The sequence below is a fragment of the Deferrisoma camini S3R1 genome (assembly GCF_000526155.1).
GTDB classification, from domain to species: domain Bacteria; phylum Desulfobacterota; class Deferrisomatia; order Deferrisomatales; family Deferrisomataceae; genus Deferrisoma; species Deferrisoma camini.
Genome location: NZ_JAFN01000001.1, coordinates 1353630 through 1369700 on the forward strand (window position 1 = coordinate 1353630; position 16071 = coordinate 1369700).

Genomic DNA, 16071 nt, shown 5'->3' on the forward strand with positions numbered 1-16071 from the left:
CCAGAGGCAAACCGCCTCGTCGGACCCCTGTCGGCGTTCCTGTAGCTTCGGCTATGACGCTGGGATGCTGGGACACCAGGAGGATTAAAAACCTCACTGTTTTCCAAGCGTTCCAGGCATGGCCACGCCTCCCGGCATCACTTCACGGTCTCGGAGACCCGGACGCGTCTATCTTGTCGCCGGAGGAACCGTTCTCTAGTTTCTAGTCTCTAGTCTCTAGTCTTCCAGCAGCTCCAGTACCCACCCGAACAGGAGCGGGACCAGGATCTCGTGGGGGCCGGTCAGGTGGTAGCCCCGGCCGCCTCCGCCGGTGGGGCGGCCCACCACGTTCACGCTGGGCCGGTAGTGGCGCACGAAGTCCAGGTTGGCGGTGGTGAAATGGGCTACCTCCCGGCCCAGGTTGCGGGCCAGGGTCAGGGCCTTCAGGAACACCTCGGGCAGCACCACCGCGCTGCCCACGTTGAGGTACACCCCCCCCTCCAGCTCGGCCACCAGGGCCGCGAACCGGCGGAAGTCCCGGAGGCTGGCCTCGCCCAGGGCCGCGCCGTCGCACCCCGGGTGCATGTGCACGATGTCGGTGCCCACGGCCACGTGCACCGTGGCCGTGACCCCGTGGCGGTAGGCCGCGGCCAGCAGGCTCGCCTCCCGGTGGGGCAGCCCCTCCTCCCAGATCGCCTCGCCCACCGCGAACCCCAGGCCCACCCCCCGGTCCCGGGCCCGACGGATCACCCCGCTCACCCACTCCCCGGTCTCCCGGGCCATACCGAACCGGCCCTGCCGGAGCTGGGCGGCCACGTCCTCGGAGGTGTGGCCGGCGAGGGCGAGCTCCAGGTCGTGCACGATGCCCGCCCCGTTCAGGGCCACGCCGCTCACCAGCCCCCGGGCCATCAGATCGGCGTACAGGGGCTGGAGGCCCACCTTGATGTTGTGGGCGCCCAGGCCCAGCAGCACCACCCGCTCCTCCCGATGGGCCCGGGCCACGGCCTCGGCCACGGCCCGCAGGTCCTCGGCCTGAAGGAAGCTGGGCAGGCTCTCCACGAACGCCCGGAACGACCCGCCGGGCCGGTACGGCGGCCGCAGCGTGCCCACGTGCACCTTGCTCGGCCGCTCCGCCAGGGGGTAGGTGCGGATCCCCGAGGGGTCCAGCTCGGCGTGGGGGGGCAGTCGGCGGGCCATCAGGTCGGTTCCAGAGGAAACAGGATCTCGTCCACCAGGTCGCACAGGGCGTGGATCCAGGCGATGTGGCACTCCTGGATCCGGGGCGTGTGGCGGGAGGGGGCCCGGACCAGGTGGTCGCACAGCTCGGCCAGGTCGCCGCCGCCCTCACCGGTCAGGCCCACGCACAAGCATCCGGCCTCCCGGGCGGCCCTGAGCGCCCGCACCACGTTGGGGCTTCGTCCGCTCGTGGAGATGCCGACGGCCACATCCCCCGGCCGGGCCAAGGCCCGCACCTGCTTCTCGAACACCTGGTCGAACCCGAAGTCGTTGCCGATGGCCGTGAGCGCCGAGGTGTCGGTGGTCAGGGCCACGGCCGCCAGCGGCGGCCGGTCCCGCAGGAACCGGTTCACGAACTCGGCCGCCAGGTGCTGGGCGTCGGCGGCCGAGCCGCCGTTGCCGAACGCGAGCACCTTGCCGCCAGACCGAAGCCTCGAGGCCACCTCGGCCGCAACCGCCGCGGCCTGGCCGGCCGCCTGGTCGGCGAACCGCTGCAGGGTGCGGGCCGACTCCAGCCACTGGCCGCGGACCCTCTCTTCCATGCTCAACCGAGTCGACTCCCTCCCGCGTATCACGGGGCCGCGGAACACGGGCATGCTACCACAGAGTCCAAGAAAAGAGCGCAGGATAGGGGGCCGGATTCCCGGGTGTCAAGAAACCCCGCCGGGTCTCATCGTTTCGGGGGGGCCGTCCGATCAGTGCCGGAGGCCCCCCTTCTCCCCGGACCCAGGAGCCCAACCCTTGCCGAACCGTTGGCTCGCCGCTCCCCGCCCACCTCTCCCCCACCTCCTGCCCGACCGCTCCGCCGTGGAGGCAGAGGTACGACGAAGCCCTGTGGCCCTGCGGTTCCAAGACCCGTTGGAGCCGGCGTTCCGCCGGTACGACCTGGCGGCCCTCCTGCCCCAGATGCGAATCTCCCTGGCCGCCGGGCTCGCGATCCTCGCCGGCTTTGGGCTCCTGGACGCGGCGCTGTTTCCCGAGCTGCGCCCCCGGCTGTGGGCCCTGCGCTACGGCGTGGCGTGCCCGGCCGTGACCGCGGCCCTCGCGCTCTCGTTCTGGAGGAGGGGGCGGCCCTACCTGCCGCTTGCCTATGTCGGGGCCCTGATCGTGGGCGGCGGGTTCCTCACCGCCGTCATGGCCCAACACCCCCGGATCGCCGTGCTGTACTATCCCAGCCTCATCCTCCTCCTCATCTTCGCCTACGCCTTCTCCGGGCTGCGGGTCGCCCCGGCCACGGCCGCAGCCGTGGCCGTGACGATCGTGTACGTGCCCGTGGCCCTGTTCGGCGGCGTCCTTCCCCCTTCGGTGGCCCTGAACAACGTGGCCGGCCTGGCCGCCACCAACCTGATCGGCGCGGCCACCGGGTACCTGCTGGAGCGGTACCGCCGAAAGGACTTCCTCCAGACCCTGCTGCTCACCCTGGACAAGCAGGAGCTGGAGGCGTCGAACCGGGCGCTCCGGGAGCTGTCGTACCTCGACCCCCTCACCGGCATCCCGAACCGGCGGGCCTTCGACGAAGCGTTCGAGCAGGAGTGGAACCGGGCCTACCGCCACGGGTACCCCCTGTCGCTGCTGCTGGTGGACATCGACCACTTCAAACGGTTCAACGACGAGTGGGGTCACCTGGCCGGGGACCAGTGCCTGGGCAGGGTTGCCGATGTGCTCCGGTCGTTCGGGGGGCGGCCCGGGGACCTGGCGGCCCGCTACGGCGGGGAGGAGTTCGTGCTGCTGCTGGCGGGAACCGAGAAGCCGGCGGCCGCCCGCCTGGCCGACGAGATCCGGCACCGGGTCGCCGGCGTGCGGATCGAGCTGCCCCCGCCGGCGGGCTCCCGGGGGGTCACCGTGAGCGTGGGGGTGGCCAGCGTGGTGCCCGGACCCGGCCGGTGCCGGGAGGCCCTGGTGGCCGCGGCCGACGCCGCCCTGTACCGGGCCAAGGCCCTGGGCCGGAACCGCACCGAGGTGGACCGGCCCGGCGACCCGAGCGTTCAGGTCATCCTCCCCGGCGCTCCTCCCCGGCCAGGGCCTCCTTGATCCGCCGAGCCAAGGCCTCGGAGATCCCCGGGACCGCGGCGATCTCGTCGACCGGGGCCTCGGCGAGCCGCTTGAGGCTGCCGAACCGGCGCAGCAGGGCCTGGCGCCGTTTGGGCCCCACCCCGGGCACCGCCTCCAGGGCAGACCCCAGGCTGGCTCGGGCCCGGCGCTTCCGGTGGAGGGCCAGGGCGAACCGGTGGGCCTCGTCCCGGACCCGCTGCAGCAGGAACAGGCCCGACGAGTTGCGGCCGAACGGCACCGGGTTGGCCCGGCCCGGCAGGAAGATCCGCTCGGGCGAGCGCACCACCTCGGCCCCGCCGCCCGGGAGCACCCGGGCCTTGGCGATGCCGGCCAGGGGCACCGACCCCCCCTCGTCCTCCAGGGCCTTGGCGGCCGCCGCCACCTGACCCCGGCCGCCGTCGATCAGCACGAGGTCGGGCAGCTCCCACCCGGGCTGGTCCCGCCGGGCCAGGCGCCGCCGCAGCACCTCGTAGAGCATGGCGAAGTCGTCGCTGCCCTCCACCGTGCGGATCGCGAATCGGCGGTAACTGCGCGGGTCGGGGAACCCGTCGGTGAACACCACCATCGAGCCCACGGCGTGCCCCCCCTGGAGGTTGGAGATGTCGTACCCCTCGATCCGCCGGGGCGGGCCGGCCAGCCCCAACCGGTCGCGCAGCTCGGCGAGCGCCGCGTCGTACCCCACCTTGGTCTTGCGCCGCTCGTCCAGGAGCTCCCGGGCGTTCTCCGCGGCCATGGCCACCAGGGCCCGCTTCTCCCCCCGCCGGGGGTGCACCACCCGGACCCGCCGGCCCCGTCGCTCCGACAGCCACTCCCCGAGCACCCGGGCCTCGTCCTCGCCCACGTCCACGCCCACCACCACCTCGGCCGGCACGATCCGGTCGCCCCGGTAGTACTGCCGCAGGAACTGCCCCATCACCTCCGGATCGTCCCCCTCCAGGTGGGGCAGGTAGTAGGACCGGCGGTCGATCAGGTTGCCGCTGCGCACCACCAGCACCACCACCTCGGCCTCGGCCCCCTCGCGCACCATGGCCACCACGTCCCGGTCCACCGGCCGGTGGGTCACGGCCTTCTGCCGCTCCAGGGTCTCCTCCACCGCCCGGATCCGGTCCCGCAGCCGGGCCGCCTCCTCGAACTCCAGCCGCTCGGCCGCCTCGGCCATGCGGGCCCGCAGGGTCTCCAAAAGCTCCCGGCTCCGGCCCCGCAGGAACGCCACCACCTGGTCCACCATCTCCCGGTAGGCCTCGGGGGTCACCCGGCCGCAGCACGGGGCCAGGCAGCCGCGCATCTGGCAGTATAGGCACGGCCGGGTGCGGGCCCGGAACTCCCGGTCCCGGCACTGGCGCAGGGGGAAGATGCGGTGGATCAGGTCCACGGTCTCCCGCAGGGCCCGGGCCGAGGAGTACGGCCCGAAGTACAGGGACCCGTCGGGCACGATCCGGCGGGTCATGGTGAGCCGCGGGAAGGGGTTCTGCACGTCGAGCCGGAGCGAGAGGTAGGTCTTGTCGTCCCTGAGGTCCACGTTGTACCGGGGCCGGTGGCGCTTGATCAGGGTGTTCTCGAGGATCAGCGCCTCCTTCTCGGTGTCGGTGACCACGAAGTCCACATCCGCCACCCGGGCCATCAGGAACCGCACCCGCGGCCGGCCGTCGGCCCCCTCGCGGAAGTAGGTGCGCACCCGGGCCCGCAGGTTCTTGGCCTTGCCCACGTACAGCACCCGGCCCTGGGCGTCCTTCATGAGGTACACGCCGGGACGGGTGGGAAACCGGGCAACCTTGGCTTCGAGCTCGTCCATGGGAAATAGTCTCAAAAAGCTGGGAAGCTGGGAGGCTAGGAGGCTGGAAGGCTAGGAGGCCGAAAACGTCCCGACGACCGGCGACCGACGACCAACGACACCCCTTTGCCTCTCGGGCGGCAGCCGTTACATTATTGCGCCTCGGGCCCGCGCGCGGGAAGTGGTGGTGTGCGGGCGCTGCGCCCCGAACCCGGGAGAGACACCATGGCGAGCGACGGCGAACGGGCCCTGTGGGCCTTCGAGGAAGCGGTGGAGGGCGTGCTGGCCTTCGTGAAGGCCGCCGAGTACGGCCTGCGGCTGGCCACCAAGCGGATCGCCGACCTGGTGAACCAGCCCGCCGCGCCGGCGGGCCAGCTGGGCCCGGAGATCGAGTCGATCCGGTCGGCGCTGGCCGTTGCGCCCGACGGGCTCACCGACCTGGCCGTGCTGGCCCTGGGCGACCACTTCCGGGCGTTCCTGGCCCGGGCCCTGGGCCTGGAGCACCTGCCGGCCCTGCCCGACACCCCGGCCGGAGTGGAGGACCTGGCCGGCACGCCCGGCGCCCTGTCCCGCTCGCCCTTCTGGGTGACCCTGCTGCTGCAGATGTACCGGGCCGCCCTGAGGAGGGGGGCCCTGGACCGGCGGGCCCTGGAGGCCCTGGGCGGCTCGGGGTTCGAGCTGCGCTACCCCGGGGGCAAGATCAAGCTGGTGACCGAGGGCGACCGGGTCACCCTGACCGAGGGCCAGATCGAGGAGATGGCCCGGGCCCTGGTCGAGGCCGCCCGGGCCGTGCACCTGCGGCTGCTGACCGCATAGCCCGAGCCGGCCCCTCCCCCATCGTCCCAACCCTCCAACCCTGTCGACCGGCGAGGTGGAGTCACCATGCAACCTGGATGCACGAACGACCCGATCCGGAACGTGGGGTTCGTGTCCACCCGGATCGCAGGCACCGACGGCGTCTCCCTGGAACTGGACAAGTGGGCCCGGGTGCTCGAACGCAACGGGTACACCTGCCACTATCTGGCCGGCGAGCTGGACCGGCCGGCCGACCGCTCCATGGAGGTGAAGCGGTTTCACTTCCTCCACCCCGACATCCTGGAGCTCCAGGCGGTGCTGTTCGGCCGCAAGACCCGGCCCCGGTGGGCCACCGAGCGGATCCACGAGCTCAAGAACGAGTTCAAGGACGCCCTGTACGCGTTCCGGGACCGGTTCGCCATCGACCTGCTCATCCCCGAGAACATCCTGGCGATCCCCCTGAACATCCCCCTGGGCCTGGCCACGGCCGAGTTCATCGCCGAGACCGGCATCCCCACCATCGCCCATCACCACGACTTCTCGTGGGAGCGCGACCGGTTCCTGGTGAGCGCCTGCCGCGACCTGCTGGACGCCGCCTTCCCCCCGGACCTGCCCACCGTCCAGCACGTGGTCATCAACTCGCTGGCGGCCGAGCAGCTCAGCCACCGGCGGGGGGTGTCGAACACCGTGGTGCCCAACGTGTACGACTTCGCCACCCCGCCTCCCCCGCCGGACGAGTACTGCCGCAGCCTGCGCGCCCGCCTGGGATTCGACGACGGCGACGTGATGGTGCTCCAGCCCACCCGGGTGGTGCCCCGTAAGTGGATCGAGCGATCCATCGAGATCGTCCGGTACCTCGACCTGCCCAAGCCCCGGCTGGTCATCTCCCACTCGGCCGGCGACGAAGGGGGCGAGTACACCGAGCGGGTCCGGGAGTACGCCCAGAACCTGGGGGTGGAGTTGGTGTTCATCGACCATCTGGTGGCGCCCGAGCGGGGCACCAACGACCGGGGCGAGCGGCTCTACACCATCGCCGACGTGTACCGGGCCGCGGACCTGGTCACCTACCCCAGCGGGTACGAGGGGTTCGGCAACGCCTTCCTCGAGGCGGTGTACTTCCGCAAGCCGATCGTGGTGAACCGCTACTCCATCTACGTGGCCGACATCGAGCCCCGGGGGTTCGACGTGGTGGCCATCGAGGGGTTCGCGGCCCGCAGGGCCGTGGACGAGATCCGTCAGGTGCTGGCCGACCCGGAACGGAGGGAACGGATGGTGCGCACGAACTACGAGATCGCCCGGCGCTACTTCAGCTACGAGGTGCTCGAGCAGAAGCTGCTGCACCTGATCCGGTGCTGCAACGGCCAACTGCTCGGCCGCGGCTGACGGCCGCCCCCGCAACCCGCGACAGGCCCTCGTCCCATGCGCAAGCTCCAGATCGCCCTACTCCACTACTCCTGCCCGCCCGTGGTGGGCGGGGTCGAGGAGGTCGTGCGCCAGCAGGCCTCCCTGTTCCGGCGCCACCTCCACCCGGTCAAGATCGTGGCCGGCGCCGGCGGCCCGTTCACCGACGAGTTCCCGGTGGAGATCAACCCCAAGCTGGGCTCCCGGTACGAGCGGGTGGCCCGGGCCCAGGAGCCCGGGCAGGAGGATCCCCGCACCTTGGACCGCATCACCGGCGAGATCCACGCCTACCTGGCCGAGACCCTGGCCGGGTTCGACGTGGTCGTGGCCCACAACGTGCTGGCCATGGCCTACAACCTGCCCCTGGCCCGGGCCCTGCACCGCCTGGCCGACGAGGGCCGCATCCGGGTGGTGGCGTGGAACCACGACAGCCCGTTCTTCTACGACCACATGGCGCCCCGGCTCGGTCACCCGGTATGGGAGATCCTACGCACCCACAACCCCAACGTGGTGTACGTGACCATCACCGAGGCCCGGCGGCGCCAGTTCGAAGACCTGTACGGCCGCGGAGCCCGGGTCCACGTGGTGCCCAACGGCATCGACCCGATCCGGTTCTTCCGGCTCGACCCCACCACCGTGCGGGTGATCCAGGAGCAGCGGCTGTTCGAGGCCGAGTTCCTGCTGGTCCACCCCTCCCGGCTCCACCCCCGCAAGAACATCGAGCTGTCCATCCGGGTGGTCCGGGCCCTCCAGGACGAGGGGCTCGGGGCCCGGCTCCTCCTCACCGGCGCTTACGACCCCCACGAGGAGAAGACCCTCGCCTACTACCGCAGGCTGCGGGCCCTGGCCCGGGAACTGGGGGTCCTGGACGACATCCTGGTCATGGCCGAGTACCGGTTCCGCAGCGGCGAGCGCCTGAGCGCCGACCGGATCACGATCCGCGACCTGTACCTCCTTGCCGACGTGCTGTTCATGCCGAGCATCCAGGAGGGGTTCGGAATCCCCCTGCTCGAGGCCGGCATGATCAAACTGCCCATCGTGTGCTCCGACATCCCGCCGTTCCGGGAGATCGGGGGGCAGAACGTCACCTACTTCGGCCTGGACGAGACCCCGGTCGAGATCGCCCGCAAGGTCCTGGCCGTGGCCCGGGACCCCAACACCCAGAGCATGTTCCGCCACGTCATCCGCCACTACGTGTGGGACAACCTCTACACCCGCCAGATCCTGCCCCTGCTCCAGGAGGCGGCGTCCGGGTGATCCATGTCCCCTGGGGTGAGAGGGGGGACGCAGGCAAGTTTTGAAGTTTCGGGGCCGCCGGGTGGCCCCTCGCTCGTCACCACGTCACCCCCCACTTGCGGCACCCACCTCACCCGAGCACCATGATCGTGCGTTCCGGTCCGGATGGGCCAAGGCGCGCCCCGAACCGGAAATGGCGAGGATGCGTAAACAACAGCCGGCCAAGGGAGAGCGGCTGGTGGCCACGGCCCGGGTGCTCCACCACGGCCGGAGCCAAGCGGTGTGCGCCTGAGAGATCCTGGCGGTGCACGGCTCCCAGGAGCAGACGGTGGGGTTCGCCCAGGGCACGGTGGTGAAGACCAGGCGGGCCAAGGCTGGCCCCTAGCACCCTCCCCCTCTGACGGCACCGGGACCGCTCTCGGAGCACAACAGACCAGCAGAAAGGGGTGCTCCTCGCGCCATGCCTTCCCCTGGGCCTGCCCAACGCCATGTGGCCCGCCCCACCACCCATGTTCGCCGACACCGGGTCTCCAGGGCCACAGGTCCAAACGGTCGGCGGCTCCGCCCGCAGCTCCGAAGCGCGCCACCTTAAAGCCAGGTTCGAAAAAATTGACTGACGCTGGATTATGGTGGCCCCCATGTTGCTGCCCGTGATCAGGGGTCTGGGGTTCGACCCGGTGTGGTTCGCCGGGATCATGACGGTGAACCTGGAGATCGGCTTGGTGACCCCGCCGGTGGGCCTCAACCTCTACATCGTCAAGGGCATCGCCCCGGACGTGCCCCTGTCGGAGGTGCTGCGGGGGGTGCTCCCCTTCGTGATCATCGAGGTGATCGTGATCGTCGCCGTGTCCGCGTTCCCCCATCTCGCCCTCTGGCTTCCGAACCGGATGATCGGATAGGCTCACGGGTCGGACGGTCCCCGGGGCCCCTGATTCCCGGCGGCCGGAGGAGGGCCCCCGGCGCACGAACCCCTCGACAAGGAGCCGACATGGAGCCGGAGCTTCCCCTCGCAGGCCTCAGGGTGCTGGACCTCACCCGGGTGCTGGCCGGGCCCTACTGCACCATGGTGCTCGGCGACCTGGGGGCCGAGGTGGTGAAGGTGGAGGTGCCGGGGGTGGGGGACGACGCCCGTCACTTCGGGCCCTTCGTGGGCCCGGAGAGCGCCTACTTCATGAGCCTGAACCGCAACAAGAAGAGCATCACGCTGAACCTCAAGCACGACCGGGGAAAGCGCCTGCTCCTCGACCTGGTGCGGCACTTCGACGTGCTCGTGGAGAACTACCGGCCCGGCACCATGGAGAAGCTGGGGCTCGGGTACGAGCGGCTCTCGACCGAGAACCCGCGGCTGGTGTACGCGGCCATCTCGGGGTTCGGCCACACCGGGCCCTACCGCACCAAGCCCGCCTACGACGTGGTGGTCCAGGGGATGGGGGGCATCATGAGCATCACGGGCCACCCCGGGGGTCCCCCCACCCGGGTGGGCGCTTCCATCGGGGACATCACCGCCGGGCTGTTCGGCACGGTGGGCATCCTGGCGGCGCTCCGGGCCCGGGAGCGCACCGGCAGGGGCCGGTTCGTGGACGTGGCCATGCTGGACGGCCAGGTGGCCATCCTGGAGAACGCCATCGCCCGGTACGAGGTGTCCGGCCGGGTCCCCACCCGCATCGGCAACCGCCACCCCTCGATCACCCCGTTCACCTCGGTCCGGGCCTCGGACGACTACCTCATCGTGGCCGTGGGGAACGACGCCCTGTGGGAGAAGCTTTGCCGTCTGGTGGGACGCGAGGACCTCATCGACCACCCTTCCTACCGCACCAACCAGGACCGCACCGAGAACTGGGAGAGCCTCGAGCCCATCCTGGCGGCGATCTTCCGCACCCGCACCGCGGCCGAGTGGTTCGAGGCCCTGGAGGGGGCGGGCATCCCGTGCGGCCCCATCAACACCATCGACAGGGTGGTGGCGGACCCCCAGGTGAACGCCCGGGGCATGATCGTGGCGATGGACCACCCCGTGGCCGGCCCCATGAAGATGGCCGGCTCCCCCATCAAGATGTCCGGGGTCCCACCCCAGGAGCGGCCCCGCCCCTCCCCGGCCCTGGGCGAGCACACCCGGGAGGTCCTGACCCGCCTCCTGGGCCTGCCCGACGACGAGGTGGACGCCCTGGCGGGCGAGGGGGTGATCTGACGCAACTCCGAGCTATGGGCGCACCAGACCGGCCCACCGCCGGTACACCGTGTCTCCCAGGCAAGCGAGCCGGTCCAGATGCGCGGCGGCATCCGCTCCGAGCACCGCGTCCTCGGTCACCCCGGCCGCCTGCATCTCCCCCCCGAACTCCGAGATCCAGTCCCGGAGGATCGCTTCGGTGATCTCCATGTGGAACAGGAACCCGTAGGCACTGCTGCCGTAGCGGAAAGCCTGGTTCTCGGTGAGCTTGGACGAGGCCAATCGCACGGCTCCGGCCGGCAGATCGAACACGTCGCCGTGCCAGTGCAGGGCGGTGAACGAGGGGGGCAGGCCTGCCAGCAAGGCGTCCGTCCGGGCCTCGTCGCTGAGGCGCACCTCGTGCCACCCGATCTCCTTCCGGGCCCCTGGCCGGACCGACGCTCCCAACGCCGCGGCAAGGAGCTGGCTCCCCAGGCAGGTGCCGAGCACCGGTCGTCCGAGGTGCAGGGCGTCCTCGATCAGCCGCAGCTCCTTGCGCAGGAAGGGGTGCGCCTCGTGCTCGTACACGCCCATGGGCCCGCCCATCACCACGAGCCCGGCCGCATCTCCCATGCGGGGCGGCACCGGGTCTCCGGCGTAGACCCGGACGAGCCGCGGCCGCACCCCTGCCGCCCGCACCGCCGCCTCGATCCGCCCCGGGGGTTCGCACCACACGTGTTGGAGAATGTAGACGGTTTCCATCGGAGCTCCCCTGACCACGAAACCAGCAGCTGTCCGGCCCAATGCCCACCAGCAACCCCCGTGCCACGGGAGCCGAGCCGGAACCGCCCGGTGCGCGGGGAGTTCGCCGTCCCGGCTCCGGCCCCATCACTACAGAACCGTCCCGACCACTACAAATTGATACGCTTTTGTCACAAACATACCGCAAGCCACCCGCCTCCCGACCTACCCCAGCTTGAACTCTGTTCGTTGGGTGCGACCTCACCCGGTCAGGCGGGGGGAGCGGGCGGCGGCGGCCTCGTCGAGGCGCCGGCGCTTGGCCCGCACCGGAGCGTCGTGCAGGACCTGGGGGTTCTCCTCGGCCTCGGCCGCGATGGCCCGCAGGGCCTCGATGAACCCGTCCAGGTCGGCCTTGGACTCGGTCTCGGTGGGCTCGATCATGAGGGCGCCGCGCACCACCAGGGGAAAGTAGATCGTGGGGGGGTGGTACCCGTAGTCGATGAGCCGCTTGGCCATGTCGAGCGCGGTGACCTTGCGGGGGGTCTGGTTCCGGTCGGTGAACACGCACTCGTGGAGGCACGGCCGGTCGTAGGGGAGGTGGAGCACGTCCTTGAGGCGCTCCTTCACGTAGTTGGCGTTGAGCACGGCGAGCTCGCTCGCCCGCCGGAGCCCCTCGGCCCCCATCGAGCGGATGTAGGCCCAGGCCCGCACGATCACCCCGAAGTTGCCGTAGAAGGCGTGGACCCGGCCCACCGACAGGGGCCGGTCGTGGTCCAGGTCCAGGGAGCCGTCCGGCCGCTCCACGATGCGGGGCACCGGCAGGAACGGCTCGAGGGGGGCCCGCACGCACAGGGGCCCGGACCCGGGCCCCCCGCCGCCGTGGGGCGCCGAGAAGGTCTTGTGGAGGTTCAGGTGCATGGCGTCCACCCCCAGGTCGCCCATGCGCACGACGCCCATCAGCGCGTTCAGGTTGGCCCCGTCGCAGTACACCAGGCCCCCCTTTGCGTGCACGATCCGGGCCACCTCCTTCAGGCTCTCCTCGAACAGCCCCAGGGTGTTCGGGTTGGTGACCATGATGCCGGCCACGTCCTCGTCCATCACGGCCTCGACCGCCGCGGGCTCGAGCACGCCGTCGGGCCCCGAGGCCACCGGCACCGGCCGGAGGCCGCACAGGGCCGCGCTGGCCGGGTTGGTGCCGTGGGCCGTGTCGGGGACCAGGATCTTGGTTCGGCGCTCGCCCCTCCGGGCCAGGAAAGCCCGGATCACAAGGATGCCCGTCAGCTCCCCCTGGGCGCCGGCAGCGGGCTGCAGGCTCACGGCGTCCATGCCGGTGATCTCGGCCAGGAACCGCTCGGTCTCGTGAAGGATGCGTAGGGGGCCCTGGGCGAGGGCGGGGGGAAGCAGCGGGTGGGCGGCCCGAAGCCCCTCCAGGGCCACGACGGCCTCGTGGAGCCGGGGGTTGTACTTCATGGTGCACGAGCCCAGCGGGTAGGTCGTGGTGTCCACCGACACGTTCCACTGGGACAGCCGGGTGAAGTGGCGCACCACGTCCGCCTCGGTGAGCTCGGGAAGGTCCGGGGCCTCCCCCTCGAGCCCCGGCGGAAAGGCCGCCTCGGGCACGTCGCGCCGGGGCAGGGAGAAGCCGGTGCGGCCCGGCCGGCTTCGCTCCCAGATCGGGGGCTCCTCGAACACCAGCCCGGTGGTTCCGACCCGTGCGGTCATGGCCCGACCTCCTCGAGGAACGCGTCCAGGTCCTCCCGGCTCTTGGTCTCGGTGACGCACACCAGGTGGGCGCCCTCGAGCTCGGGAAACAGGGGACCCAGGGGGAGCCCCGGCACGAACCCCCGGTCGCGGAGCCGCTCGGGGGCGCCGGGGGGCAGGCGCACGACGAACTCGTGGAAGGAGGGGGCCGCAAACGGCACCTCCGCGCCGGCCCGCACGAGACCCGCCTTCAGGTACTCGGCCTTGTCGCGGTTCAAGCGCGCCAGCTCCCGGATGCCGGCCTTTCCGAGCAGGGCCAGGTAGGCGGCCGCGGTCAGGGCGCACAGGTTCTGGTTCGAGCAGATGTTGGAGGTGGCCTTCTCGCGGCGGATGTGCTGCTCGCGGGTCGCCAGGGTGATCACGAACCCGGGCCGGCCGTCGCGGTCCTCGGTGCGGCCCACCAGCCGGCCCGGCATCTGGCGCAGGAACCTCCGGCGCGCCGTGAAGATGCCCAGGTAGGGCCCCCCGAACGACAGGGGCAGCCCCAGGCTCTGGCCCTCGCCGCAGGCCAGGTCGGCCCCGCAGGCCCCGGGGCTCCGCAGGAGCCCGTAGGCCAGGGCCTCGGTGAAGGTCACCACAGCAAGCCCCCCGCGGGCCCTGGCTGCCCCGCAGGCCGCCTCCAGGTCCTCGATGCACCCGAAGAAGTTCGGGGACTGGACCGCCACGGCGGCCAGGTCCCCCTCGGCGTCCAGGCCCGACAGGTCCGTGCGGCCGTCGCCCCCCCACGGCAACTCCACGATCTCGTACCCCCCGGGCTCCAGGTAGGTGCGAACCACCTGCCGGTAGGCCGGATGCACGGCCCGCGACAGGGCCACCCGGTGCCGGCGGGTGACCCGGATGGCCAGGAGCAGGGCCTCGGCCAGAGCCGAGGCGCCGTCGTACACCGAGGCGTTGGAGATCTCCATGCCCAGGAGCCGGCTCACCAGGGTCTGGTACTCGTAGATCGCCTGGAGCGTGCCCTGGCTCACCTCGGGCTGGTACGGGGTGTAGGCGGTGAGGAACTCGGCCCGGGAGAACAGGGGGGGAATGGCGGCCGGCACGTGGTGGTCGTAGGCCCCGGCCCCCAGGAACACGCGGTGGGCCGGCGCCGGTCCGGCCAGCCCGGCCGCGTGGCACAGGAGCTCCGGCTCGGACAGGGGCTCCGGAAGGTCCAGGGGCCGGTCCAGCCGGCAGTCGGCCGGCACGGCGGCGAACAGGTCCTCGAGGCGCTCGGCCCCGACCACCCGGAGCATCTCGGCGATCTCGGCTTGGGTGTGGGGGAGGTAGCGCATCTACTCGATCCCCTTCAGGTGCTCCCGGTAGGCTTCCACGTCCAGGAGCCCCTTGATCTCCGCCGGGTCGGAGGGCCGCACCACCACCATCCACCCGCGGTCGTAGGGGCTCTCGTTCACGAGCTGGGGCGCTTCGGAGAGCCCGGCGTTCACCTCGACGATCTCGCCGCCCACCGGAAGGTAGAGCTCTGAGACGGCCTTCACCGACTCCACGGTGCCGAACGCCTCCCCCCGGGCGAAGGTCTGGCCGGGCTCGGGCAGCTCCACATAGACCACGTCGCCCAGCTGGTCCTGGGCGTAGTCGGTGATGCCCACCCGCACGAGGTCTCCCTCGACCCGGGCCCACTCGTGGTCGCGGGTGTACCGGAGGTCGTGGGGCAGGATGAGCTCGTCGAGCGTCTTCATCGCGGTTCCTCCTGGCTCGAGGCCGACCGACGGGTCCGCATCGCCCCGATGGGGACCCGGGCCGTGCGGTCGGGGCGGATGTCGGAGACGATCTCCACGGGGATCGAGCGCCGGCCGTGCCGGAGCTCGACCCGGGTGCCGGGCGGCAGGGGCTCGCCCACCCGGACGAACCCGCAGCAAAGCCCCCGGGGGGTGAACCCGGCGGGACGGTTGGGGCTCGCCACGCTCACGATCCGTCCCTCGACCCGGTCGATGCCCATGTCGGTGGCGCAGGTGAGCACGGTGCCGAGCTCCCGGCCCGATCCGCTGCGCACCGAGGCCCCGGAAGGGACCTTCCGCGGGTCGAACCCGGCAAAGGGCAGGGTCCACGCCGCGTCCACGGCCGCCTCGATCGCCGCCCGGCCCAGGAACTCCTTGGTGTAGCCGGTGCCCCCTGGCCCCAGCGGCAGGACGCGGGTCCAGGGGTTTCGCACGAAGGGCCAGTCGCCGAGGTCCTGGTGCGCCAGGGGAAGGACCGCCCCGGTGCGCAGGCTGTCCCGGGCCGCCAGCCCGCAGGGGAGGAGCCCCCGGCCCTCCCCTGCCTCCACGAGGTCGGCCCAGATCGTCGGCGCCCGGCGCGCCTCCACGTAGAGCTCGAACCCGAACTCGCCGGTATAGCCGGTGCGCGACAGGAGGACCGGGGTGCCGTCGTGCCACCGCACCTGCCCGGCCTCCGGGGCCTTGGGGTCGAAGTGCCCCCGGAACCGGAAGTAGCCCAGGTCCTGGAACGCCCGGTCGGGGTCGGCCAGGAGGGGCTCGAGCACCCGCGCCGCACCGGGGCCCTGCACGTCGATCTTGCCCAGCCGGTCCGTGAGGTCCGCGATCCCAGCCCCCGGCCCGGGCGCGTGGGCCGCCAGGTGGGCGGCCACCCGGGGGCCCATGCCCGCGTTCACCACCACCAGGAACCGGTCCGGGGAGAGGCCGTAGACCACGGCGTCGTCCACCACGTGGCCCCGGGCGTCCAGAAAGACGCCGTAGGTGCACCGCGGGGGGTCTGCGGGGGGAAGGAGCGCCCCGAGGTCCCGGGTGTGGCAGCGCTGGAGCAGCCCGAAGGCCCCCGGGCCCGACACGGTCAGCACGGCCATGTGGCTCGTGTCGAACACGCCCACGGCCGTGAGCACAGCCAGGTGCTCGGCCCGGGCCCCGGCCGGGTACCACAGGGGCATCTCGTACCCGGCGAACTCGGCCGGGTTCGCGCCGTGCCGGCGGTGCCACTGCCCGAGAACCGTGTGCCGGGCCAC

14 protein-coding genes are annotated in these 16071 nt (G+C 71.8%); 6 read left to right on the forward strand and 8 right to left on the reverse strand.

What is annotated here, in order from left to right; translation table 11 throughout:
* Nucleotides 1–216 precede the first annotated feature (216 nt).
* Nucleotides 217–1176 carry a hypothetical protein gene (locus DEFCA_RS0105930; RefSeq protein ID WP_025322115.1) on the reverse strand — a complete coding sequence of 320 codons (960 nt, stop codon included), beginning with the start codon at nt 1174–1176 and terminating at the stop codon, nt 217–219.
* Nucleotides 1176–1757 carry a D-sedoheptulose-7-phosphate isomerase gene (locus DEFCA_RS0105935; protein ID WP_025322116.1) on the reverse strand — a complete coding sequence of 194 codons (582 nt, stop codon included), beginning with the start codon at nt 1755–1757 and terminating at the stop codon, nt 1176–1178. The genes DEFCA_RS0105930 and DEFCA_RS0105935 overlap by 1 nt, the downstream gene beginning before the upstream one ends.
* 199 nt (nt 1758–1956) lie before the next feature.
* Here DEFCA_RS0105935 and DEFCA_RS0105940 point away from each other — a divergent pair, with 199 nt between their 5' ends.
* Nucleotides 1957–3246 (forward strand): GGDEF domain-containing protein, encoded by a 1290-nt coding sequence (locus tag DEFCA_RS0105940; protein WP_169709466.1) that lies wholly within the window; start codon nt 1957–1959, stop codon nt 3244–3246.
* Here DEFCA_RS0105940 and uvrC read toward each other — a convergent pair.
* Nucleotides 3206–5059: an excinuclease ABC subunit UvrC gene (gene uvrC / locus DEFCA_RS0105945; RefSeq protein WP_025322118.1), complete on the reverse strand. Its 1854-nt coding sequence runs from the start codon at nt 5057–5059 to the stop codon at nt 3206–3208. The genes DEFCA_RS0105940 and uvrC overlap by 41 nt on opposite strands.
* A 204-nt stretch (nt 5060–5263) precedes the next feature.
* Here uvrC and DEFCA_RS0105950 point away from each other — a divergent pair, with 204 nt between their 5' ends.
* The 5 genes from DEFCA_RS0105950 to DEFCA_RS0105980 all read left to right on the forward strand — a co-directional run bounded on the left by DEFCA_RS0105950 (nt 5264) and on the right by DEFCA_RS0105980 (nt 10655).
* Nucleotides 5264–5854 (forward strand): hypothetical protein, encoded by a 591-nt coding sequence (locus tag DEFCA_RS0105950; RefSeq protein ID WP_025322119.1) that lies wholly within the window; start codon nt 5264–5266, stop codon nt 5852–5854.
* A 66-nt stretch (nt 5855–5920) separates the two neighbouring features.
* Nucleotides 5921–7216 carry a glycosyltransferase family 4 protein gene (locus tag DEFCA_RS0105955; protein WP_029733649.1) on the forward strand — a complete coding sequence of 432 codons (1296 nt, stop codon included), beginning with the start codon at nt 5921–5923 and terminating at the stop codon, nt 7214–7216.
* A gap of 36 nt (nt 7217–7252) precedes the next feature.
* The gene (locus DEFCA_RS0105960) at nt 7253–8491 is read left to right on the forward strand and encodes a glycosyltransferase family 4 protein (protein ID WP_025322121.1); all 1239 of its coding nucleotides are present in this window, start codon (nt 7253–7255) and stop codon (nt 8489–8491) included.
* Between the two features lie 605 nt (nt 8492–9096).
* Complete coding sequence (locus DEFCA_RS0105975) at nt 9097–9369, forward strand: TRAP transporter large permease subunit (protein ID WP_084318853.1); 273 nt, start codon at nt 9097–9099, stop codon at nt 9367–9369.
* Nucleotides 9370–9458: 89 nt separating this feature from the next.
* Complete coding sequence (locus tag DEFCA_RS0105980; RefSeq protein ID WP_025322123.1) at nt 9459–10655, forward strand: CaiB/BaiF CoA transferase family protein; 1197 nt, start codon at nt 9459–9461, stop codon at nt 10653–10655.
* A gap of 12 nt (nt 10656–10667) precedes the next feature.
* On the opposite strand, the gene DEFCA_RS0105985 is transcribed toward DEFCA_RS0105980, so the two are convergent.
* The 5 genes from DEFCA_RS0105985 to DEFCA_RS0106005 form a co-directional block, all read right to left on the reverse strand.
* Nucleotides 10668–11375 carry a type 1 glutamine amidotransferase gene (locus DEFCA_RS0105985; protein ID WP_025322124.1) on the reverse strand — a complete coding sequence of 236 codons (708 nt, stop codon included), beginning with the start codon at nt 11373–11375 and terminating at the stop codon, nt 10668–10670.
* A 240-nt stretch (nt 11376–11615) separates the two neighbouring features.
* Nucleotides 11616–13076: an aminomethyl-transferring glycine dehydrogenase subunit GcvPB gene (gene gcvPB / locus DEFCA_RS0105990; protein WP_025322125.1), complete on the reverse strand. Its 1461-nt coding sequence runs from the start codon at nt 13074–13076 to the stop codon at nt 11616–11618.
* On the reverse strand, nt 13073–14386 hold the full coding sequence (gcvPA, locus tag DEFCA_RS0105995) for an aminomethyl-transferring glycine dehydrogenase subunit GcvPA (protein ID WP_025322126.1): 1314 nt from the start codon (nt 14384–14386) through the stop codon (nt 13073–13075). Before gcvPA ends, gcvPB begins: the two co-directional genes overlap by 4 nt.
* Nucleotides 14387–14791: a glycine cleavage system protein GcvH gene (gene gcvH / locus DEFCA_RS0106000; protein ID WP_025322127.1), complete on the reverse strand. Its 405-nt coding sequence runs from the start codon at nt 14789–14791 to the stop codon at nt 14387–14389.
* Complete coding sequence (locus DEFCA_RS0106005; RefSeq protein ID WP_051463313.1) at nt 14788–16071, reverse strand: aminomethyltransferase family protein; 1284 nt, start codon at nt 16069–16071, stop codon at nt 14788–14790. Before DEFCA_RS0106005 ends, gcvH begins: the two co-directional genes overlap by 4 nt.